15 protein-coding genes are annotated in these 22540 nt (G+C 70.9%); 8 read left to right on the forward strand and 7 right to left on the reverse strand.

Features of this window, described 5'->3' with window-relative positions:
• Positions 1 to 10 precede the first annotated feature (10 nt).
• Both ACIBSV_RS07595 and ACIBSV_RS07600 read left to right on the forward strand, forming a co-directional pair.
• Entirely contained in the window at positions 11 to 556 is a 546-nt protein-coding gene (locus tag ACIBSV_RS07595; protein ID WP_395860263.1) for a tetratricopeptide repeat protein, read from the forward strand.
• Positions 557 to 851: 295 nt separating this feature from the next.
• The gene (locus tag ACIBSV_RS07600) at positions 852 to 2354 is read left to right on the forward strand and encodes a glycoside hydrolase family 6 protein (protein WP_395860265.1); all 1503 of its coding nucleotides are present in this window, start codon (positions 852 to 854) and stop codon (positions 2352 to 2354) included.
• Between the two features lie 129 nt (positions 2355 to 2483).
• On the opposite strand, the gene ACIBSV_RS07605 is transcribed toward ACIBSV_RS07600, so the two are convergent.
• Complete coding sequence (locus ACIBSV_RS07605) at positions 2484 to 3389, reverse strand: LysR family transcriptional regulator (protein WP_395860267.1); 906 nt, start codon at positions 3387 to 3389, stop codon at positions 2484 to 2486.
• A 107-nt stretch (positions 3390 to 3496) separates the two neighbouring features.
• Here ACIBSV_RS07605 and ACIBSV_RS07610 point away from each other — a divergent pair, with 107 nt between their 5' ends.
• The 4 genes from ACIBSV_RS07610 (at position 3497) to ACIBSV_RS07625 (ending at position 8001) form a co-directional block, all read left to right on the forward strand.
• Complete coding sequence (locus tag ACIBSV_RS07610) at positions 3497 to 4351, forward strand: alpha/beta fold hydrolase (RefSeq protein ID WP_395860269.1); 855 nt, start codon at positions 3497 to 3499, stop codon at positions 4349 to 4351.
• A complete protein-coding gene (locus ACIBSV_RS07615; RefSeq protein ID WP_395860271.1) occupies positions 4348 to 5160 on the forward strand; it encodes an LLM class flavin-dependent oxidoreductase in 813 nt (270 codons plus the stop codon). Before ACIBSV_RS07610 ends, ACIBSV_RS07615 begins: the two co-directional genes overlap by 4 nt.
• A 13-nt stretch (positions 5161 to 5173) precedes the next feature.
• Positions 5174 to 5944 carry a class I SAM-dependent methyltransferase gene (locus ACIBSV_RS07620; protein WP_395860273.1) on the forward strand — a complete coding sequence of 257 codons (771 nt, stop codon included), beginning with the start codon at positions 5174 to 5176 and terminating at the stop codon, positions 5942 to 5944.
• Between the two features lie 347 nt (positions 5945 to 6291).
• Positions 6292 to 8001: a hypothetical protein gene (locus ACIBSV_RS07625; RefSeq protein ID WP_395860275.1), complete on the forward strand. Its 1710-nt coding sequence runs from the start codon at positions 6292 to 6294 to the stop codon at positions 7999 to 8001.
• Positions 8002 to 8057: 56 nt separating this feature from the next.
• Here the strand turns inward: ACIBSV_RS07625 and ACIBSV_RS07630 are convergent, their stop codons facing one another.
• On the reverse strand, positions 8058 to 8546 hold the full coding sequence (locus ACIBSV_RS07630; protein WP_395860277.1) for an isochorismatase family protein: 489 nt from the start codon (positions 8544 to 8546) through the stop codon (positions 8058 to 8060).
• A 1082-nt stretch (positions 8547 to 9628) separates the two neighbouring features.
• Positions 9629 to 9895, reverse strand: coding sequence for a GlsB/YeaQ/YmgE family stress response membrane protein (locus ACIBSV_RS07635; RefSeq protein WP_395860279.1), 267 nt, complete (start codon positions 9893 to 9895; stop codon positions 9629 to 9631).
• A gap of 395 nt (positions 9896 to 10290) precedes the next feature.
• Between ACIBSV_RS07635 and ACIBSV_RS07640 the strand changes: the two genes are divergently transcribed.
• The gene (locus ACIBSV_RS07640) at positions 10291 to 11766 is read left to right on the forward strand and encodes a PP2C family protein-serine/threonine phosphatase (protein ID WP_395860281.1); all 1476 of its coding nucleotides are present in this window, start codon (positions 10291 to 10293) and stop codon (positions 11764 to 11766) included.
• 130 nt (positions 11767 to 11896) lie between these two features.
• A complete protein-coding gene (locus ACIBSV_RS07645) occupies positions 11897 to 12781 on the forward strand; it encodes a MurR/RpiR family transcriptional regulator (protein WP_395860283.1) in 885 nt (294 codons plus the stop codon).
• Positions 12782 to 12825: 44 nt separating this feature from the next.
• On the opposite strand, the gene ACIBSV_RS07650 is transcribed toward ACIBSV_RS07645, so the two are convergent.
• From ACIBSV_RS07650 to ACIBSV_RS07665, 4 genes are all read right to left on the reverse strand, one after another.
• A complete protein-coding gene (locus ACIBSV_RS07650; protein WP_395860285.1) occupies positions 12826 to 14091 on the reverse strand; it encodes a pyridoxal phosphate-dependent aminotransferase in 1266 nt (421 codons plus the stop codon).
• 667 nt (positions 14092 to 14758) lie between these two features.
• Positions 14759 to 15181, reverse strand: a complete 423-nt coding sequence (locus ACIBSV_RS07655) for an ATP-binding protein (protein WP_395860287.1) — start codon at positions 15179 to 15181, stop codon at positions 14759 to 14761.
• A gap of 145 nt (positions 15182 to 15326) precedes the next feature.
• On the reverse strand, positions 15327 to 17885 hold the full coding sequence (locus ACIBSV_RS07660) for a SpoIIE family protein phosphatase (RefSeq protein ID WP_395860289.1): 2559 nt from the start codon (positions 17883 to 17885) through the stop codon (positions 15327 to 15329).
• 55 nt (positions 17886 to 17940) lie between these two features.
• On the reverse strand, positions 17941 to 22512 hold the full coding sequence (locus tag ACIBSV_RS07665) for a HAMP domain-containing protein (protein WP_395860292.1): 4572 nt from the start codon (positions 22510 to 22512) through the stop codon (positions 17941 to 17943).
• Between the last annotated feature and the right edge of the window lie 28 nt (positions 22513 to 22540).

Consider the following 22540-nt stretch of genomic DNA (forward strand, 5'->3'; position numbering starts at 1 on the left):
CGTCCACATCATGACTTCCCATCCGCTGGACAACGACAGGCAGGACTGGCAGCGACGCATGGAGGCGCTGTGGGCCGACCTCGACGCGCATGAGGGCGACGACTTCGTGGCGGCCGTAGGCGCGCTGGTCGCGGAGCGGCCGGAGGACGACGCCGTCGCCGCGTACTGGATGGGGTCGGCATACGACTCGACCGGGTACGAGGCGCAGGCCGCGCCGCACTACCGCCGCGCGTTCGCCGCCGGACTGCCGGACGAGCTGCGTCGACCCGCCACCATCCAGTTCGCCAGTACGTTGCGCAATCTCGGCGAGTCGGCCGAGAGCATCGCGCTGCTCACCGCCGAAGCGGCCGCCGCGACCGACGAGCTCGACGACGCGATCGCGGCGTTCCTCGCCCTGTCACTGGTCGACGCGGGCCGCGAGCGCGAGGCCGTCTCGCTCGCCCTCGGCGCGCTCGCGCCACACCTGACCCGCTACAATCGCTCGCTGAGCAACTACGCGCGGGCCCTCGTCGAGGACCGATCCGACGACCCGATCGAGAACGAGAGATCCTCCTAGCGCGTCTGCCACGCGTCATCCGTGCTCGGCGTATTCGGCGTGTCCCACGTCTACCGCGTGTTCCGCGTGTTCCGCGTGTTCCGCATCGCGGCAACGCGCGTGCGCCTCGGGCCCGTTGCGAGCGGTCCGGCCACCGGCTCCCGCTCACACGATTCCGCGCGGGTTCGTCTCTTCGCGTTCGGTGGATAGCGGTGCCGTGGGCCCGGCCCTAACATGCGCGGCAAGCCAACCGTTCGCTCGGGCTCACGGAGGACACATGCAGGGTCGGCGTGCAGCGCTCGCAACGATGGTGGCGGTGACCTGTGTTGTGGGCCTGCCGGGCGTCGGGCAGGCCACACCCGCGGCAGGCGGCAGGGATCTCGTCACCAACGGGGCCTTCGAGCCGAATCCCGCCTATTGGTGGACCACCGGTGCGACCACGGCCAAGACCGTGGACGGGCGGGCGCGGATCACGGTTCCCGATCACACCCGCGCGCCCTGGGATTCGATGCTCGGGCAGGGTGGTCTGCATCTGACCAACCTCGCCGTGTACACGCTTTCCTTCGACGCCTCGGCGACCACATCCGCCAAGGTTCGGGTCACCGTCCAGTCGCATCTCCCGCCCTACAAGACCGTCTTGGATCGCACCGTCACGTTCGCCGAGAAGACCGACAGGCACACGCTGCGCTTCCTGGCCATGCCCGGCATCGACGCGACCCAGGTCACCTTCCAACTCGGGGGCCGTGCCAAGGGTTTCCAGGCGACTCTCGACAACGTGTCGCTGGTGCCCACCGGTTCGCAGGCCCCCGGCGTGCCCGCGAAACCCTCGGCCTCCTCCCGCCCCGGCACGAAGCCCGCCGGTACCCCCAGCGCTCGACCGTCCTCCGCTTCCCCACCGGCCGGCACGTCGACGTCCTCGCCCACCGCCAAGGTCCCCCCGGCGAGTTCGGGCGAGAAGTTCTACACCGACCCGACGAACAACGCGGCGGCGTGGGTACGAGAGCACGGGTCCGACCCGCGTGCGGCGAAGATTCGCACCTCGATCGCCACGCAGGCCGGCGCCCGCTGGTTCGGCGCCTGGAGCGGAGACATCGGCAAGGCGGTGCGTACCTACGTCGACGCCGCCACCGCCACCCGGAGCACGCCGATCCTGGTGCCTTACAACATCCCGGATCGGGACTGCGGCGGCGCGTCCGGCGGCGGCGCCGCCGGTCCGGATGCCTACCGCCGTTGGATCTCCGACTTCGCGGGCGCGGTCGGCGATCGCTCGGCGATCGTGGTCATCGAGCCCGACGCCGTTGCCAACGTCGACTGCATGTCGGCTCAGGGAAAGGATGCCCGCTTCGCCCTGTTGCGCTACGCCACCGAGCAGTTCAAGGCCAAGGCGCCCAACGCCAAGGTCTACCTCGACGGCGGCAACGCGGGTTGGATCGCGCCCACCACCATGGCCTCGCGGCTGGCCCAGGCCGGAGTGGCCAATGTGCGCGGATTCGCGGTCAACGTCTCGAACTACAAGACCACCGCGGACTCGGCCGGTTACGCCGAGAAGGTCCGCGCCGCACTGCCGAACGGCGGGGCACAAACCGCCAAGTACCTCATCGACACCAGTCGCAACGGCAACGGCGGCGCCGACGGCGCGTGGTGCAACCCGGCCGGCAGCAAGCTCGGCAAGCCGTCCCGAGCGGGCACCGGCGGTGCCGAGTACGAGCTGTGGATCAAGGTGCCGGGTGACTCCGACGGCCCGTGCGGTATCGCTCCGGGCGTCGCGGCCGGAACCTTCGACCCGAACCTGGCCACCCGCCTGATCGACGGCACCTGACCGCGCCGGCCGGGCCCGCATCCGCGTCGGGTCGGGTCGGCCGGAGGCACGGCGGGGCGCGTCGTCGGTGCGATCGACGCCCCCGCCGGCGCCCCGGGGTCGAGCAGCCCGACCGCACGTTGTGAGGCTTCACTCGGTGGTCGGTGGCGGCGCGAGGTCGGCGGCGACTTCCACGGCGATCTCGATGGCCCTGGTGGCGAGTGGTGAGTGGGTCCGTCCGATCCGACAGTGCAGGTAGATCTCGCGTGGCGGCAGGGAAGGCCGCAGTTCGTGGATGCGGAGCCTGTCGTCGGAGGCGATGTCGGCACCGCGGATGGCCAGCCAGGGAAGTACCGCCGACCCCATGCCGGCGCGCACCATCGACAGCAGGGTGTCGTTGACCGCAGTGCGGAACACGATCTGCGGACGGGCGCCGCTCCGGGCGATCGCCTGCTCCATTCGGGGCTGGTCGCAGGTGAGCGGCCAGGCCAGCAGCGGTGCGCCGTCGAGCAGCGCCGGCGGGACCGGACCGTCGGGGAAGGTGCCGGCGCGCGCCACCAACAGGTACGGATCGTCGAGCAGCTTGAGGTGCTCGACGTCGCCGTCGATGCGACCGTCGTAGAACAGCAGGTCGAGGTCACCGAGCCGCGGCTGGTCCGGCTCGTCTTCGGACAACCGGATGTCGCAACCGGGGTACTCGTCTCGCAGCCGGCGTACGACCGACGGCAGGATCACGTTGGACACGCTCTGGAACGTGCCGATGTCGATGCGGCCTTCCCCGGCCTTGAATCGGTCCACGGCGTCGGCCAATGCCTCGGACTTCGCCAGCAGTTCGCGACCGTGGTCGAGGACCACGGAGCCGAGTGGGGTGAGCCGCACGGGCTTGGGCCCGCCCGGCCGGTCGAACACCAGGCCGCCGACGGCCCGTTCCAATGCGGCGATCTGCTGGCTCACCGTCGACTGGGTGTACCCGAGGCGGGTGGCGGCCCGGCCGAACGAGCCCTCCTCGGCGACGGCGGCCAACGCCGCCAGGTGGCGCAGCTCGACATCGGTCATGTGTTCCAACATAGTGCCGCACCGGCGATGACCATTGCGACAAGCGATTGAACCGATCGGAAATCATCGCTTTTCGCGATCGAGTCACGGGCTCTAACGTTCCGGACATGAGCCCTCAGCAATCACACGGGGAGCAACTCCTCGAAATCAACGGCGCCGAGTTGTGTGTCGAGACCTTCGGAGACCACACGGTCCCGGCCGTCGTGCTGGTCGCCGGGTCGTCGGCCTCGATGTTGTGGTGGGATACCGATCTGTGCGAACGGATCGCCGCCCGGGACCGGTTCGTGGTCCGGTACGACCATCGGGACACCGGCCGGTCGACCGCCTACCCGCCGGGACGGCCCGCGTACTCGTTCACCGACCTGGCACTGGACGTGCTCGGACTCCTGGACGCCTTGCGCATCGAACGCGCCCATGTGGTCTGTCAATCGATGTTCGGCGGGATCGCACTCATCCTCGGTGTGGACCATCCCGATCGGCTCGCGTCGCTGACGTTCCTCTCGTGCTCGACCGGAGCCGACGACCTGCCGCCGCCGTCGAGCGACCTGGCCATGCCGCCCGAGCCGGATTCCTCCGATGCCGCCGCGCTCGTCGAGTACGTGGTCGCCGCCGCGCGGGCGTACGCCGGTGGTTCGCCGTACTTCGACGAGGACGCCATTCGAGCATTGGTCGAACACGATGTGGCGCGCGCCAAGAGCTACGCGTCGACTCTGGTCAACCACTACGCCATCGAGCTCGACGGGCCGACCCGAGGCGGCTTCGGCGACATCGCGGTGCCGACGCTCGTGGTCCACGGCGACCGGGACCCGCTCCTGCCGCTCGCGCACGGCGAGGCGCTGCGGGAGGCGATCCCCGGTGCCGAGCTGCTGGCCCTGAAGGGGGCCGGACACGACCTGCCGCGGCCGGTGTGGGACACATTCGTGGCGGCCCTGGTGCGGCACACGACAGGAGACCGATCGTGAGCCGGCTGCGCTCGGCACTGTGGCTGCCGCTCTTCGACGACCTCGCCGACCCGCGGGTGGTGGCGGACCTGGCCGCCGACGCGGAGGAAGCCGGGTGGGACGGCTGCTTCGTGTGGGATCACCTGTGCTGGCGGGCGCCGGTACGCCGGGTCGCCGATCCGTGGATCGTGCTCGCGGCGATCGCGACCGCGACAGAGCGGCTGCGGCTGGGCCCGATGGTCTCGCCGCTTCCCCGTCGACGGCCGGCCAAGGTCGCGCGGGAGACGGCGACGCTGGATCGGCTGAGCGACGGCCGGCTCACTCTTGGTGTCGGACTCGGCGGCGACCGGTTCGGCGGCGAGCTGTCCAAGACCGGCGAGCAACTCGACGACCGGGTGCGCGGGCGCATGCTCGACGAGTCCCTGGCGATCCTGGGCGCCGCCTGGTCCGGCGAACCGGTGCGCCATCGCGGCGAGCACTACACCGTCGACGCCATCGCGTTCCGGCCGCGACCGGTCCAGCGGCCCGGCGTGCCGGTGTGGGCCGCCGCGTTCCCGGGCAGCCCCAAGCCGATCCGCCGGGCCGCCCGGCTCGACGGCTTCTTCCCGGTCGACCTCGAGCACCCGGACCAACTCGCCGAGGCCGTCGGCACCCTCACCGAACTGCGCCATGGTGAGATGGCCTCGTACGACATCGCCATCGCTGTGCCGCCCGATGTCGATCCCGAGCCGTACGTGCGGGCCGGCGCGACATGGTGGTTGCCGGAGCTCGACCCGGGCGTTCGGCTCGACACCGTGCGCGGCGTGCTCCGCGACGGCCCCGCGGTGTGAGGAGGCGATCACCATGTTCGACTACGACTCGGAACTCGCTCGGTACCAGGAACGGCTGTGGGACGCCCTCGACATCCATCCCGGCGATCGTGTCCTCGACATCGGCTGCGGCACCGGGCAGACCACTCGGCGCGCGGCCCGCGCCGCATCGCCGGGTACCGCGCTCGGCATCGACGTCTCGGACCGGATGACGGCGCGGGCTCGCGAACAGGCCGAGACGGAAGGGCTCGACAATGTCGGCTTCGTACAGGCCGACGCCCAGACCCATGCCTTCGCACCGGAGCAATTCACCGTGGGCATCAGCCGGTTCGGCACGATGTTCTTCGCCGACCCGCTCGCCGCGTTCGCCAACATCGGGCGAGCCCTGCGCCCGGGCGCGCCCTTCGTACAGCTGGTCTGGCAGGCCCGCGACCGCCAGGAGTGGGCCACCGCGATCCGGGCGGCGCTCGCGACCGGACACCCGGTGTCGACCTCGGCCGGCGAAGCCGATGCCGCCTTCGCACTGGCCGATCCGGACCTCGCGGCCGGCGTCCTGACCGCCGCCGGCTTCACCGCGGTGGACGTCGTCGACGTTCGCGAACCCGTCTACTACGGCCCGGACGCCGATCACGCGTGTGCGGCCGTGCTTCGCTTGCTGATGGCTCGGGACCCGCTCGCCGACCTGGACGCCGCGTCCGCGGAGCGCGCACTCGATCGGCTGCGCGCGACCCTGGACGCACACGACACCGGCGACGGCGTGTGGTTCGACTCCCGCGCCTGGCTGATCACCGCGCGCCGGCCCTGACACCCCCGCACGAGGCCGCACCGACCCGGCGGGGCACCCATCGGGATATGCCGGACCATTGCCCCGAATCAAATTCCGCCACCGTGCGTGGCGAAATATAACCAGGGTCACAGCGGTCGGCTTTGCGCTTTGCAAAGGCGGATCGATTGGGGCTACCGTGCGTGTCCAAAAGTCCGCAGTGGATGAGCATGCCGTGGACGGTGAAATCGGACGATCAAGGCGTTGACGCGATTTCCGGAAATACCGTGAGACTCCGTGGATCGCCCGTCGTCCTGCGTTTCGCCGCGACGGTTCTCATGAAATCGAGCCGCGCCGCACCGGTATCGGCCATGTACGACGGAGCAAATGTGCCCGCATTTCACCGGCAGGACGACCAGGCGCTGTTGCGCGAGCTGATGACCAGGAATCGCGCGCATCGGGCGTCCGAGGGCGTCGGGATCCCGTTCGCCAATGCGACGTTGGCCCGCCTGGTGACGGCGGAGGGCTCGCCGACGCACCTGCGCACGGTGGAGACGCTGCTGAAGGAGCGGGGCACGCTCGATCTGCCGGTGATCGAGGCCGGGAGCGTGCGGGTCGACGGAGAGGCGCGACGGGTCTCCATCGTCGCCGCGACGGACATCGCCGCCGACCCCACCGTGCGGCACGGCGAGATGTCGACGATGTTCTACCTGCGCGATCACGTGCAGGCCGCGAGCGCCATGATGGAGCTCTTCCTGAGCGACCCGGACCGATACGCGACGGAAGGGGCCATCGGGCGCGAGCTGATCCACAGCGCGCTGCACCTGATCTCCACACCCGCGCAACTCGCCCGGTTCGCCGCCGTCGTGGAACGAGGGGACACCGGGCAGGAGGAATGGCCCCACATATCCCTGTGGTTCGACGACCTCGAGGCCGAAAAGCCGAACAGGTGGCGAAACAAGCAGGATTCGTTCCAGATGCTCGCGTTCCTCGTCCTGGACGCGCTGGATCGAGGGTTCATCGGCACCGGCGAACTGTTGCCGGCGCACAAGGAGTTCCTTCGCTTCGTGGTGCCGTTTCTCCGGGCGGTCGGTTTCCCGTGCTACGAAAGCTCGGGATCGTGGGAGGAGGTCGCCGCGCGACGCACCTCGGTGATGGCCGTCGAAACAGCCTTGCTCGACAGAATCAGGGTGCTCGCGGACCACGCGGAACTCGGTTTTCTGGCGGACGGCGAGGATTTCACCGCGACCGTCGGCACGATGGTGGACGCCGGTCTCCGGGAAATCGGCCGGCGGATCCCGTTCGAATCGCCGGACTACGACGCCGATTCGATCCGGCACCGCCGGGCGGACGCGTCGTTGGTCTACCTCCTGATGTACGGCCTGCCGGAACTGCTCGCCGAAGGCCGCGTCCCCATCGGCGAGTCGGCCCGGCCCACGACCGCGCGCGAAGTGGAGACGGTGGTCCTCGACGCGCTGCGCTCCCTGGAGGACCCGGCCACCGGTGGCCTCATCCGCTATGCCGAGGACTCGTACCAGCGCGTCAACTTCCACACGCACGAGGTGCAGGCGACCGTCCACGCCATCAAGAACGAGATCAAGGCGGACGCGGAGGCCCGCGGGGGCGACATGGACCTCGACCGCAAGCAGGAGCTGCGCGGCCGCCTGACGCCGCGGGGGCGCGAGGCCGCCTGGACGCACCCACTCGGCCAACTGGCCGCGTGGGCCGCTCGCCGAAGTCTGCACACCCGGCGGACCGACCCCGAACAGGCCCAAAATTACCGCGAATTCGCGGTGCGCTACCTGAACCGCATGCTGGCCGGCGTCACCGGCGAGAATCAGTGGCACGCCGTGCTCCGCGAGGACGACGGCTACCACGTGCGGGAAGTGCCGCCCTACCGAGTCCCGGAATGCCATGTCACCTACCGTGACGAACAGGGCAACGAACTGATCGTGCCCTCACCCCACACACCGCTGAACTGGAGCACGGCCATGCTGAGAACAGCCCTCGGCCTGCTCACCACGGAAGACCACGCGCCCGCCCTCGGCGATGCCTCCGCCGCTCCCTCGGCCAAGCCGGTGGAGGAAGGTGGCCGGTAGCGCGACCATGACCTGTGGCCGGTCTCCGGCGGCGGGTTCGGGCCGGGCGATGACGGTCAGGTGTAGGCCGCCGTGTCACGCACTTCGCCGAATCGGGGGAAGATCCGCTCCACGGTGAAGTCGTGCTCGTCCGCACTGAACCCGGACATCGCGTCGGCGACGAACTCCAATTCGTAGTCGTGGTCGCTCGCGGCCCGCGCGGTGGACTCGACCCCCATCGTGGTGACCAATCCGGCGAGCACCAGCGTGTCCACGCCCAGATCGCGCAACCGGTCGTGCAAGTCGGTGCCGTGGAACGCCCCGACGGTGCGCTTGACGACCAGGACATCGCCGGGCCGGACGAGATCGTCGGCGAAGCCGCTGCCCGGCGGCTGCTCGGTGACGTTCGGCCTCTCCACGCGAACGGCCACCACCGGGCGGCCACTCGCCCTGAACGCCTCGGCCAACCGGCGGCAACGTGCCAGGACCTCCTCCCCGGAATGCGGGGCGAGGGGCAGGGCGATGATGCGTGGCATCAGATCGATGAGGAGCAGCGCGGAGGTCACGGAGACGATGGTAGGCCAGGGCCGGAAGCACCCTCCATGACGTGGGGCGCGCTTGCTCGCCGCGCGAATCGGCCGGCGGTACCCGCGGTCGGTTCCCGATGATGTGCGAGCGGCACCGAGCGTGCGGACCGTCCGCAACCATCCGTTTCGCATCGCCCGATCGGCGTCTTTCGTTCCGGTGCCGGCCCAACCTGAGTCTGCGCAAGTCTCGTAGGTCGACCGCCGGACGACGGCCGTCCCGGTCACGCGCCGAGCACCGTGACCGTGCGCCGCACGCCGGCTCGTCCGGTTGTGGAAGGCCCGACCCGTGCGCGGCATGAGTCGGATCCGGACCGGACGGGATGACGGCAGCCGCACTTGTTCGGCGGCTTGTTCGTGTCGCTCGCCGCGCTGGTCGCGGGCGGGCTCGTGGCCACCGCGCCGACCCCGGTCCGCGTGTCGACGTTCCTCGCGGTGATCCTCGGCTCCGTCTACGTCCGTCGATTCGGCCGACGCGGCCACGGGTTGGGCGTGTTCGGCTTCGTGACGTTCTTCCTGACCCCATTCCTCGGGACCGCGGCCGGCCCATGCCCGCCACTGTTCGCCGTCACGCCGGCCGCGTTCGCGATCGCCGCGCTCGTGCGCGTGGCCGTGCTCCCGACACCCGGCCCGGCGACGCGCACACGGGCGCTTCGCGCGTGGGACCGGCTCCTGGCGGCGACGGTACGACAGACCGCGACGGTCTCGCGTACGTCCCCGCCCACGCGCCACGCCGAACCCGCCCTGAACCGAAGCCTGGGCCGACTGCGCGCCTGTACCCGTCTCGTCGAGGCCCTGCCCGCCCGGGCGGCGACCGACACCGAGACGACCCGCCGCCGCATCCTCGCCGCCGAGTCCGCCGCGCACCGGCTCGCCGTCATCGGCCTGCGCGCGGCCCACGCCGCCCCGCCGCGACGTGCTCCGACCGACCAGCTCACGGACCGGGACCGGCTGGTCACCACACGGCCGCCGGCGATGATCCGGACGGGTCCGATCGCACGAGAACGGCGTCCGTGCCCCGCGTGGGATTCGGGTACGGACGCCGTCCTCGTGAACGCCGGCGGTCAGCGCCGGGTGCGGACGAAGATGATGCGGTACAGGATCAGCAGGATCAGCGATCCGCCGATCGCCGCACCCCAGGTCTTGAGATCGAAGAAGTGCTTCTCGAAGGGCCGGTCGAACACCTCGGCGGCGATCCACCCGCCCAGGGCCGCGCCGGCGACTCCGATCAGGATCGTGATCAGGCACCCGCCGGGATCGCGTCCCGGGAGCAGGAGCTTGGCGATGACTCCCGCGATGAGGCCGAGAATGATCCACGCGAAGATGCCCACGGTGTGTGTCCTGCCCTTCGAAGACGGCGGCGAAGCGGTGCCACTCAGGCCAAGGCGGCACGGTGAATCGTCGAGCCGGCCAGGGGACGAACCGCCGACCCGACGCGGGTCGCCACGCCTGTGTTCCGCGAACGGGGGCCGGCGCGCCAGGCCGCGCGCGTACCCACCGTCCAACCAACGCGCTACTGCCCCGTTCGGCGAACGGTATGCCGGCGGGTCCGCGCGTGTGGGATCCCACGGGAGCGGGCCCGGGCCGCGGACGAGGCCGGCCGCCGTGCGAGCGGCCCGCGTCGGACGCGGCCACCGGGTCCGCCACGGCACATGTGGCCGCTGTTCCGCGCGCGTACGGTGGAAGGCGAACGGGCTCGGGGCTTCACCAACGAAGGGTGGTGGCCATGGGCGCGTCCACGAGCCATCGAGCCGACGGCAACATGGACGGCGGGACGAACGACCGGGCCCGCCGACAGCCGCGGGCAGGGACGACGCGCCACCGTATTCCCCCGGACGCCGTTCCGGACCTCGATCCGACCGATGGTTCCGCCGCGCGTTCCACCGCCGCACCCGGGACCGGCCCGGCCGACGTCCCGGGCCTCGCGGACGATGGCGGCTCGGGAGCCGGCGAGGACGCCGCGGCACCCGTCCGTGCCGGCCGAGTGAACCGGCACGTGGATTTCCACGCGGTGTACGAGGCGCTGCCGGCCGGGGTGGCACTGCTGACGCCGGAGCTGGTCTATGTGGAGGCGAACCCCGCGTACCTGCTCCTGGCCGGGCGCCGACGCGAGGAGCTCATCGGCCGGTACATCTTCGACGCGTTCCCCGACAATCCCCACGACCGGTCGGCGACCGGCACGCGCAACCTCGCCGCGTCGCTGCGCCGGGTGGCAACCACCGGACAGCGCGACGCGATGGCCATACAGCGGTACGACACGCAGCCGCCCGGCGAGCCCGGCGTGTGGGACGAGCGGTACTGGAGCATTCTCAACGTCCCGGTCCTCGACTCCGGCGGCCGGGTGCAGTGGGTGCTGCACCGGGTCGAGGAGGTCACCGAACTCCTGCGCGCCAAGAGCGGGAGCCCCGCGAGCTTCATGGAGGCGGAGCTGTACAACCGGGCCCGGGAACTCCAGGAGGTCAACGAACGCCTGCGCGGGGCCTATGCCCGCGAACGTGAGGTGGCGCTCGTCCTGCAAAGCGCCATGCTGCCCGCGCCGTCGCCGCACGCCGGGCTCGCCGCCGCGGCGGTGCGGTACCGCCCCGCGCAGGGGGCGCTGAACGTGTGCGGCGACTGGTACGACCTGGTGGACCTGCCCCAGGGACGTACCGCCGTCGCGGTCGGCGACGTGGTCGGACACGGCCTGAAGGCCGCGGCCGTCATGGGTCAGCTCCGCAGCGCTCTCACCGCGACCCTGCGCATCGCCGACGGGCCCGCCCACGCCCTGGAGGCGCTCGGGCTGCACGCGCGCTCGGTGCCCGGCGCGGAGTCCGCTACCGCGGTGGCGGTGATCGTCGACCCGACGCGCCGCAGTCTCCTCTACAGCAGCGCGGGGCACCTCCCTCCCGCACTGCTCGGCCCCGACGGCGCGGTCACCTTCCTCGACCGGGCCACCGACCCGCCGCTCGGCGCCCACCCCGAACACCTCCCGCGCCCCCAGGCGGCGATCGGGTACCCCACCGGAGCGATCCTGGTCCTGTACACCGACGGCCTGGTCGAACGCCGCAGCGAGGACATCGACGCGTCCCTCGCCCGTCTCGCCCACGCCCTCGCGCGCCACCGCACCCTCGCCCCCGAATCCCTGGCCGACGCGCTCCTCGCCGACCTCCTCCCGCCCGACGGCGCCACCGACGACACCGCCCTGATGATCCTGCCGCTGTAGCAACCGCCGCCGTAGCGGCAACGCGCCCGGCGCCGGCGAGCATCACGCCCGTCGGCGCGAGCCGCGCAGGGCCGAACCGCAGCGGGGTGCTCCGTTTCGCCCGGCGCGCGGGCGCGGGAGAATCCCGGGCATGGCCGATATCGCGAACACCCCGCCGGGCACCTATGACGATCTCGTGCTCGTCCTGCGCGAACGGGAGGCGGGGCTGACCAGGTCGCAGCGGTTGCTCGCGGATCGTGTCATGGCGGACCCCGAGGGGGTGGCGTTCATGACGGTGTCCGATCTGGCGTCGGCGGTGGGGGTCAACGAGGCGACGGTCGTGCGCTTCGCCACGAGTCTGGGGCTGAGGGGATATCCCGGGCTGACCGAACTGTGTCGGGAACGTCTGCGCGAACAGGCCCAGCTTCTGCGTCGTTACGACAACCTCGAGCGTCTCGCCGAGGGCGGGGATCTGCTGGATCGCGTCGCCGCGTTCGACACGGCCAACATCGCCCGCACGTTCGCACGGGTGGATCCCGAGACCTGGCGGGGAGCGGTGCGCGCACTGGCCGAAGCGCCCCGTGTGCACGTGATGGGGCTGCGCAAGTGCCACGGTCCGGCGTACCTGCTCGCGTATCTGCTGCGGATGATGCACGACGACGTGGAGACCGTCGACCTGGGAGCGGGCACGCTCATCGACAGCCTGCGTCGGGTACGCGCGGGCGATTGTTTCGTGGCCATCTCGATCCACCGCTACAGCGCCGAGATCGTCCGGGCCGCCGCGTGGGCGCGCACACGCGGGGCGCGGAGCGTGGCGCTGACCGACAACCCCGCGTCCCCGCTGGCGGCTTCCGGAGAGTATGTCCTATACGTCGATGCAGCGGGGCCGTCGGTATTGCGGTCGATGACCGCCTTCACGTCGCTGATCCAGGCACTCGCCGCGGGCGTCGCCGAACTCCGGGGTCCGCAGGCACGCGCCATCCTGTTGGAGGAGGAGGGGCTGCTCCGGGAGTTCGACGTGTACGGCGGGCGGTAGGGGCGGGTGGGCCGCGCGCGATCCACGGGCCGCCTCGTCCGTGGTCATCGCGGGCTCGCGGAGGGCGTGGCGAGCCCGGTGAGAGCGTCGCGCAGATGTTCCATCGACGCGGCGACCCAGGGCAGGGCCAGCGGATCTTCGCTGTGCAGGGTCTGCCATCGCTCCGCGTCGGTGTCGCCGTAGAGCAGGCTCGTCGCGACCCGGAACCGCAGCGCGCCGGCGCGGTCGCCGAACGCCTCCCCGGTCAGTACGCCGACGCCGTGTCGCTCCAGGAGCGCTCTCGACACGGCGGCTCCGTCGTGGATGCCTTGCGCCGCGAGGTTCCGGCGCAGCGGCTCGAGGTCCGGATACAGGTAGAACCCGGCCTCCGGGGGCCGGCACAGGGCCCCTACGGCGGTGAACCGGGTGTGCACGGCGCGGGCGACGACACTGTGGAGGGCACGGGCGGCCCGGACATGGGCGAGGATCTCCGGCGGGTCGCCCAGGATGTGGGTCGCGACGGCCTGCATCGGCGCGGCCAGTCCGGACCAGATCTCGCTGGCCACTCCGATCAGGTCCGCGCGCAGGCGGTCTCCCCACTCCCCGTCGGGCACTCGGGCGAAGCCGATCCGCCAACCGCCCAGCGCCATCGACTTGCTCAGACCCGAGGTGACCACGGTCCGTTCCGGCAGGTGTCGCGCCGCTCGCGGTGCCTCCCGGTCCGCGTGGCACAGTTCGGCGTAGATCTCGTCGGAGACCACGGCGAGCCCGAATCGCTCGGCGATCGCGCAGACGTCGCGGACGTGCTCGGCACGGGCCACCGTCCCGGTCGGGTTGTCCGGCACGGTCAGGATCAGGATGCCGGGGTCGGCGCCGTCGGCCCGGGCGTCCCTGAGGGCCTGCTCCAGCAGCGCGGGGTCGGGTACGCCGCCGGCCGCATCCGGAATGGGCACACCGATCACCCGCTTGCCCGCCAGGGCGGCCTGCGCCGCGTAGGTCACCCATGCCGGGCACGGAAGTACCACGTCCCCGGGGATGGCCTTGAGCAACGCGTACAACAGTGCCTTGCTTCCGGGCGCGAACAGGATTCGGTCGGCGTCGGTCGGCAGACCACGCCGCGAGAACCACCCCGCGGCGGCCTCCCGGGCCTCGACCGAACCGGCGACCGGCCCGTAGCCGTTACGACAGGCGGCACCGGTGAGCACCTCGGTGACGGCCGGCGGCACCGGCAACCCCGCTTCACCGAAGCCCAGATGCAGGACCTTCTCACCCGCGGCCCGACGGGCCCGCAGCCGTTCGTCGATGGCGAGGGTCGCCGAATGATTCGTCATGGGCCATCACTTCCCCGAGATCGGAACCTTTCTGCAACAAGCGTTGCATCCAACCAAAGAATGCAAAAGAGGGTGCATACACTCGATCCCGTACAGCCGGCCCGATCCGGACGCCCCCAGGGCCGTGAAGGCGTGGGCGGGCCCAAGTCCCGGTCGCGGGCCGGCCGTTCGTCGCGACCTCGTTGCCTCGCGAAGTGTGTGCGCGGGAAACGGATGACGGCTGCGGGATCGCCGGAGGTTGCGTGTATCGTCGCCGCCGTGCTCGGCCGTCAGGGTCGAACGGCCTTTGCGGGATCGCCGATTACGGCTGGTCCCGGCCGTGGACAGCGTGCCCTCCGAGTGTGGGCCACACGCGAGTCCGCCGAAGAGGTCACGAGGACGGGGGAAGAGTTTTGCGCGCAGTCATCGCTGCGACCGTCGCTCTCGCGGGGTCGTTTGTTGTGATCGGTTGTTCGAGTGACGACGGTGGTGGGGGTCGTCGAAGCACACCGTCGTGTACGGAAGGCGAGAGCGACTCGTTCGTCCGCACGAAGCCGGCGTAGGACCCGCGCTACCGACGATGGCCCGTGGCCGGGACGCTGCCCACGCGTCCCGGCCCGGGAACCCGGCGCCGGCGACGAAGACTTCGGCATCGTTGCGATCGGGCCCCAATCCGGCGGCGCGAGTGTCAGCCTGCCGCGTGAGGGTCGTGCCCCGGCGGATAAAAGCAGGCGATCACCGCCTTGCCGTGCGGGACGGGGTGGGTCTCCCACTCGTCGGCGACCGCGTCGACGATGGCCAGACCGCGCCCCGACGTCGCCGGCGTGTCGCCCTCCCCGCGTACGACGGGCAGGCCCGGGCCCGTGTCACTGACGTAGACGTTCAGGCATCGGTTGTCCCAGGCCAGGACCAGATGGGCGGTGCTGTGCGCGTGAACGTGGGCATTGGTGATCAGTTCCGAGACGGTGAGCAGGACGTCGTCCACCGTCTCGGGTGCGTCTTTCGTCCAGGCCAGGGACTCGAGGTGGTCCCGGGTCCAGCGTCGTCCCGCCTCGATGCCCCCGGAGACGGGGAAGGATCGCGCCCACCCCACGGCACGCATGTCCGCCATGTCGTTCCCTCCTCTTCACGGCCGACGGTCACGGCCGACGGCCGCCGGAGGGCGTCTGCCCCGGACGGTCCGACCCACGCCTGCCGTGCCGCCATGACCCCTCCGGGTGAGAACACCACCGCGCCGTGGAGCCGATTCCCTCCCGTCAGGTGATCTGGATTCCCACCACGCAGGTGTCGTCGTCGGTGTCGGCTCGGCTGTGCGTGAGGAGCCGGTCGAGCCGGTCGTCCAGGGTCGGCGCGGGTGCGCAGGCGGTGATCAGGAGCTGATCCAGGGACGTTTCGAGGGAGTGGTCACGGCGTTCGATCAGGCCGTCCGTGAAGAGCAACAACGCGTCGTCGAGTTCGAAGCGGATCTCCCCCTCGACGTACGTGGCCTCGGCGAAGGCGCCCAGGAGGGGCCCGGTGAGCAGGGGCAGGTAGTGCGCGGTGTCGTCGCGAATGCACACGGGAGGCAGGTGACCGGCGCGGGCCCAGCGCATGATGCGGGTGCTCGGGTCGTACAGCGCGCAGATCGCGGTCGCGGTGACGTCGTTGGTGAGGTGGTGGGTGACGGTGTTGAGCCAGGTGAGGAGTTGGGCGGGGCCGGCACCGGTGATCGCCAGGCCCCGCAGTGCGTTGCGTAGCACGATCATGCTGGTGGCGGCGTCGATGCCGTGGCCGGCCACGTCACCGACGCACAGCAGGATCCGATCGGACGGCAGGACCAGCGTGTCGTACCAGTCCCCGCCGACGGCGGTGTCGGATTCGGCCGGCCGGTAGCGGACGGCGACGCGCAGGCCGTCGACGTTCGGCGGGGCGTGCGTGGGCGGCATGATGGCGTGTTGCAACTGGCGGGCGAGGCGGTTGCGTTCGCCGGATTCCTGTTCGCTGTGCGCGAGGCGGTCGCGGGTCGCCGCGAGGGCCACCTCGGTCCAGTGCTGGGCGGAGACGTCCTGATAGGCGCCGCGGATCGCCAACAGCCGCCCGTCCGTGCCCAGGACGGGCTCGGCGACGATGCGAATGCGTCGGGTGACCCCGTCGGAGCGTTCCATGCGGAAGGAGACCGTGGCGTGCCGGCGGCGGTCCACCAGGGTGCGCAGGAAGCGGGTGAGCGCGGCGGCGTCGTCGGGGTGCGCGTGCTCGGGCAGGTCCGTCAGGGCGACCGGTGGTGCCGTGGGAGGGAGGCCGTGGAGGGCGAACAGCGACTCGTTCCAGGTGATCACGCCGGTGGTGAGATCCTCCTCGAAGCCGCCGATGCGGCCCAGGCGCTGGGCGTGTTGGAGCAGGCGCGCGAGTCGGGCGGACTCGCGTTCGATGCGCCAGACGAGCAGGATGGCGTTCGCGTGGCGGCTGACGGCGACGTCGGCGATCGCGTCGAGGCGGACCTGGTCCACGAGGGCGGTGAGGGTGAGGCTTTCGGCCCGGTAGGACTCGCCTGTGGCGTAGACGCGTTCGACGATGTCGTACAGGCCTCCGGCGGTGGCGGCGAGGGGGTATGCCTCGAGGAGGAGTGCGCCGTCGATCAGGTTGGCGGGGCGTCCCGCGGGGTCGAGGAAGCGGCCGTTGAGGTGCCGGACGCGGAAGTCGACCAGTTGTCCGTCCTGGTCGAGCCAGGGCACGAGGACCAGTGCGGGGTCGTGGAGGCAGTTCGCGATCTCGACGAGATCGACGGTGGCGGCGTGCGCCGTATCGGTGTCCCCGGGGGCGAGGTGTGCCTCGAGGGTGTGCGCGCACAGTTCGGCCAGGGCCTCGATCTGGCGTCGCACGCGCGCGGGTTGCTCGGGCAGGGGGTGCGGCCAGCAGATCTCCAGGATGCCGTGGACCCGGCCGCCGGTGCCGGCCGGCGCGGCCGAGCGGGCGCCGGTGAGGTGGTGTTGGCCGATGGAGGGGATCTGCGCCTGGGACAGCGCGGGGGTCCACGTCCAGGCGAGGTCGGCCAGGGCTTGGCGGGCGATGGTCACCACTCCGGGCGGAACGTGCCTCCAGCGGGCCGCCTCGTGCTCGGTGAAGCCGGCGCTGCCGGCGAGGGTGAGGGAGGAGTCGGGCGCGACGGCCCAGACCGCGACGGCGGTCGCCCCCAGCGGCGCGAGGGCGTGTTCGAGGAGGGACTGGGCGACGGCCTGTGTGTCGCCGGCGGCACACGCGCCGCTTTCCGCGGTACGCAGCCGCACGCTCACGGGTCCGGCGTCGCGGGGCGCCCCCGGTGGCGGTGTGGCGGTCTCGGTGACGAAGTCGCAGGCGGCTTCGGTGAGGCGGTCGGCCGCGGTGCGGTCGACGATGTCGGCGGCGAGTTCCAACCGGGTCACGCCGGACTGCTCGGCCAGGGTGGCGAGTTGCCGGGCCGCTTCGGTGGGGCCGCAGCGCAGGCGTTCGATCAGGATGCCTTTGGCCATCTCGATCAGGGCGCGGCCGTCGGCTGCGGCGTGCGCGGCCTGGATTTCGCGCCTCAGGCGTTCCACGGTCGCCGCGAGTCGGCCCACCGCGGACGCGGTGTCGAGTGGGGTCCGCGGGGTCGACTCCGGCGCCCGGGCCGCGGCCTCGTGGTCGGCGCCGTTCGCGCGGGGGGTGAGGTCGGACGGTGCGCTGCCGGGGGCGCGGGCGCGACCCCCTTCCCGGAACGGGGCCGCGGCGGGTTCGCCGACGTCCGCACGGGCGTCCGCGGCCGTCCCGGGGGCCTCCGCGTCGTGCGCCGCCGGCTCGCGAGGGGGCGGGATGTTGCTCATCGAGGTGTTCGCTCCCGAGGTGGTGGCGGCAGGAGTCGCCGGTGGGACGGTTGTCTCAGGAGTGCACGAGGTAGCGTCGCAGGACGGCGAGCAGGTCGTCGGTGTCGACGGGCTTGGTGACGTAGTCGCTGGCTCCCGCGGCCAGGCTCTTGTCGCGGTCGCCGGGCATGGCCTTGGCGGTGACGACGATGATGGGCAGGTCCGCGTAGCGAGGCATGCGTCGGATCTCGGTGGTGGCCGTGTAGCCGTCCATTTCGGGCATCATGACGTCCATCAGGACGAGATCCACCTCGGGGTGGGCGACGAGGGTGGCGATGCCCTCGCGACCGTTCTCGGCGTGCAGGACGTTGACGGCGTGCAGTTCGAGGATGCCGCTGAGCGCGTAGAGATTGCGGGCGTCGTCGTCGACGACCAGGACGGTGCGGCCGGTGAACGAGCCGTCGACGGCCGGTGCCGTGTGATGGGTGCGTCCGGTGGCGTGGACCAGGGGCAATACGTCGCCGGGTTGTTCCGCGGACAGGTGCAGCGCGATGCGTTCGCGGAGTTCGTCCAGTCCGGACAGCAGTTCCAGGGGTTTGCTGTCCGCGCGGGCCTGGAGTGCGCGGGCCTGTTCCTGGGGCAGTCGACGGCTGTTGTGGGCCAGCACGGGCACGTTCGCCGAGGCGGAGTCGGCGTCGAGGGCATCGAGCAGGGTCAGTGCCTGGCCGTCGGGCATGTCCAGGTCCAGCACCACGCAGTGGCAGGGTGCCGTGGCGAGCGTACCGGCGGCCTCCTGGGCGTCCACGACGGTCAGCACGTCCACGCCCGGGCCGGCGGCGCCGTCGTGGCCTCCCGCGGCGATGTCGGCCACGGCGCTTTGCGCGACCAGGCTCAACAGGCCGTGCGGTCGCTCCTCGACCACGAGTACGCGGCGCTTCGCCGGCGGCGCGGCGTGCTCGACCGCCCGTCGTTCCAGGAAGTCGGCGTCGCGGGCGAGGGGGGCGAGGGGCTGCTCGTCGGTCGCCGACGTGGTGGTGGAGACCGTGTGGACGACGGGGAGGTACAGGGTGAACGTGCTGCCCTGTCCGGGCGTGCTGTCGGCGATGATGGCGCCGCCGAGGAGGTGGGCGATCTCGCGGCTGATGGACAGGCCCAGACCGGTCCCGCCGTATTTGCGGCTCGTGGTGCCGTCGGCCTGTTGGAACGCGCCGAAGATGGTCTCGAGTTGGTGTTCGGCGATGCCCACGCCGGTGTCGCGTACGTGGAAGGCCACGACCGCGCCGCCGAGGTGTACGCCCTGCGGGATCTCGTGGTTGCCGGCCGTTTCGATGTGCAGGGCGATCCGACCGCGATCGGTGAACTTGACCGCGTTGGACAGCAGGTTGCGCAGGATCTGCCGCAGTCGCGAGTCGTCGGTGAGCAGGTCGGTCGGCACGCCGGGGCCGGTGGTGATGTCGAAGGACAGACTCTTCTGCGTGGTCATCGGCCGGAATGTCGCCTCGACGTAGTCGAGGAGTCGCCGCACGGACACGCGTTCGGTGTGCACGTCCATCTTGCCGGCTTCGACCTTGGACAGGTCCAGGATGTCGTTGATCAATTGCAGCAGGTCGGAGCCCGCGGAGTGGATGATGCCCGCGTACTCCACCTGCTTGGGGCTGAGGTTGCGGGTGGGGTTCTGCGCCAGGAGTTGCGCGAGGATGAGCAGACTGTTCAACGGCGTGCGCAGTTCGTGGCTCATGTTCGCCAGGAACTCCGACTTGTACTTCGACGCGAGCGTCAACTGGCGAGCCCGGTCCTCGAGTTCCTGCCGAGCCTGTTCGATCTGCAGGTTCTTGGCCTCGATGTCGCGGTTTTGCGACGCGAGCAGCGCGGCCTTGTCCTCGAGTTCCTCGTTGGAGTGCTGGAGTTCCTCCTGTTGGTGTTGCAATTCCTCGGACCTTGCCCGCAGTTCGCCGGCCAGGCGCTGGGACTCGGCGAGGAGTTCGTCGGTGCGCGCGTTCGCGACGATGGTGTTCACGTTGACGCCGACGTTCTCCATGAGCTGGTCGAGGAAGCCCCGGTGGACCGGTGTGAACGCGGTGATCGAGGCGAGTTCGATGACCCCGAGCACCTGCTCCTCCACCACGATGGGCAACACGATCAGCGCCGTGGGCGCGGTGCGACCCAGTCCGGAGGACACCACGTAGTCGGCCGGGATGTCGTCCACGGCGATGGTGTGCCGGCTGCGGGCGGCCTGACCCACCAGGGTCCGGCCCAGCGGGATGCCCGACGCGTGGGCGTCGTCCAGACCGATGCCGTACGAACCGATCAGGCGCAGCACCGTTCCCGATCCGGTCTCCTCCGCGAGGTAGAAGGCGCCGTACTGCGCGGAGACCAGCGGGGTGAGCTCGTCCATCACCAGTTCGGCGACGACCGCCAGGTCGCGATGGCCCTGCATGAGCGCGGACACCCGCGCCAGGTTCGTCTTGAGCCAGTCCTGTTCCTCGTTGGCGAGCGTGGTCTCGCGCAGCGAACCCACCATCGCGTTGATGTTGTCCTTGAGTTCGGCGACCTCGCCGGAGGCGTCGACGGTGATCGAACGGGTCAGGTCTCCCTCGGCGACGGCGCTGGCCACCTCGGCGATGGCGCGTACCTGCCGGGTGAGGTTGCCGGCGAGTTCGTTGACGTTCTCGGTGAGCCGCTTCCAGGTTCCGGAGACGCCCTCGACCTCGGCCTGTCCGCCGAGGCGGCCCTCGCTGCCGACCTCGCGGGCCACCCGGGTGACCTCGGCGGCGAAGGACGAGAGTTGGTCGACCATGGTGTTGATGGTCGTCTTCAGTTCCAGGATCTCCCCGCGCGCGTCGACGTCGATCTTCTTCGACAGGTCGCCGTTGGCGACCGCGGTGGTGACCAGCGCGATGTTGCGGACCTGCCCGGTGAGGTTGTTCGCCATCGAGTTGACGTTGTCGGTGAGGTCCTTCCAGGTGCCGGCCACGTTCGGCACCCGGGCCTGGCCTCCCAGGATGCCCTCGGTACCGACCTCGCGGGCCACCCGGGTGACCTCGTCGGCGAACGCGGAGAGCGTGTCGACCATGGTGTTGATGACCTCGGCGAGGGCGGCTACCTCGCCCTTGGCCTCGACCGTGATCTTGCGGGAGAGGTCGCCGCGCGCGACGGCGGTGGCGACCTGGGCGATGGAACGCACCTGTCCGGTCAGGTTGGACGCCATGACGTTGACGTTGTCGGTGAGGTCCTTCCAGGTTCCGGAGGCGCCCCGGACCGTGGCCTGTCCCCCGAGGTTGCCCTCGGTACCGACCTCGCGGGCCACCCGGGTGACCTCGTCGGCGAACGCCGAGAGCTGGTCGACCATCGTGTTGATGGTCTCCTTCAGCTCCAGGATCTCGCCGCGCGCGTCCACCCGGATCTTCTGCGACAGGTCGCCCTGTGCGACGGCGGTGGTCACCTGGGCGATGGAACGCACCTGCGCGGTGAGGTTGTCCGCCATGACGTTGACGGATTCGGTCAGGTCCTTCCACGTTCCGGAGACGCCCTTGACGTCGGCCTGCCCGCCCAGCCGCCCGTCGGTACCCACCTCGCGGGCCACCCGGGTCACCTCGTCGGCGAACGCCGAGAGCTGGTCGACCATCGTGTTGATGGTGTTCTTCAGCTCCAGGATCTCCCCGCGCGCGTCCACCCGGACCTTCTGCGACAGGTCGCCCTGCGCCACCGCGGTGGCGACCTGGGCGATGGAACGCACCTGGGAGGTGAGGTTCCCGGCCATGAAGTTCACCGAGTCCGTCAGGTCGCGCCAGGTGCCGGAGACGCCCTTGACGTCGGCCTGCCCGCCCAGCCGCCCGTCGGTACCCACCTCGCGGGCCACTCGGGTCACCTCGTCCGCGAACGCCGAGAGCTGATCGACCATCGTGTTGATGGTGTTCTTCAACTCCAGGATCTCGCCGCGCGCGTCGACGGTGATCTTCTGTGACAGGTCGCCCAACGCGACCGCGGTCGTCACCTGCGCGACGTTGCGCACCTGGTCCGTGAGGTTCCCGGCCATGAAGTTCACCGAGTCCGTCAGGTCGCGCCAGACCCCGCCGACACCGGGGACCTGCGCCTGCCCGCCCAGCCGACCTTCGCTGCCCACCTCGCGGGCCACCCGGGTCACCTCGTCCGCGAACGCCGAGAGCTGATCGACCATCGTGTTGACGGTGTTCTTCAACTCCAGGATCTCGCCACGCGCGTCCACGTCGATCTTCTGCGACAGGTCCCCGCGCGCCACGGCGGTGGCGACCTGGGCGATGTCGCGGACCTGCGTGGTCAGGTTGCCCGCCATCGCGTTGACGGAATCGGTCAGATCCGCCCATGTCCCGGACACCCCGGGCACCCCGGCCTGCCCGCCCAGTGTGCCCTCCGACCCCACCTCCCGGGCCACCCGGGTGACTTCCGAGGTGAACAACGCCAACTGGTCGACCATGCCGTTGAACACCCCGGCGATCTCGCCGAGGAGACCATCGCCGTCGTCGGGCAACCGGGTGCCGAAGTCGCCGTCGCGGACAGCGGTCAACCCGGCCAGAAGTTGCCGCAGTTCCGCGTTGCCGACCACGTCCGTCTTGCGCCGCGCCCGCGCACGCGGGGCGGGAACCGCACCGGTGTCCGCAGTATCGGTCATGAAATGCAACCTCGTCTCGGTCCCCGGT

This window comes from Embleya sp. NPDC050154, from assembly GCF_044460165.1.
Taxonomy (GTDB): Bacteria; Actinomycetota; Actinomycetes; order Streptomycetales; family Streptomycetaceae; genus Embleya.

Coding starts and splice junctions, on each gene's coding strand:
- ACIBSV_RS07595 (WP_395860263.1), top strand. CDS start 11: ATGACTTCCCATCCGCTGGACAACGACAGGCAGGACTGGCAGCGACGC.
- ACIBSV_RS07605 (WP_395860267.1), bottom strand. CDS start 3,389: ATGACCGATGTCGAGCTGCGCCACCTGGCGGCGTTGGCCGCCGTCGCC.
- ACIBSV_RS07610 (WP_395860269.1), top strand. CDS start 3,497: ATGAGCCCTCAGCAATCACACGGGGAGCAACTCCTCGAAATCAACGGC.
- ACIBSV_RS07620 (WP_395860273.1), top strand. CDS start 5,174: ATGTTCGACTACGACTCGGAACTCGCTCGGTACCAGGAACGGCTGTGG.
- ACIBSV_RS07640 (WP_395860281.1), top strand. CDS start 10,291: ATGGGCGCGTCCACGAGCCATCGAGCCGACGGCAACATGGACGGCGGG.
- ACIBSV_RS07645 (WP_395860283.1), top strand. CDS start 11,897: ATGGCCGATATCGCGAACACCCCGCCGGGCACCTATGACGATCTCGTG.
- ACIBSV_RS07650 (WP_395860285.1), bottom strand. CDS start 14,091: ATGACGAATCATTCGGCGACCCTCGCCATCGACGAACGGCTGCGGGCC.
- ACIBSV_RS07655 (WP_395860287.1), bottom strand. CDS start 15,181: ATGGCGGACATGCGTGCCGTGGGGTGGGCGCGATCCTTCCCCGTCTCC.
- ACIBSV_RS07660 (WP_395860289.1), bottom strand. CDS start 17,885: ATGAGCAACATCCCGCCCCCTCGCGAGCCGGCGGCGCACGACGCGGAG.
- ACIBSV_RS07665 (WP_395860292.1), bottom strand. CDS start 22,512: ATGACCGATACTGCGGACACCGGTGCGGTTCCCGCCCCGCGTGCGCGG.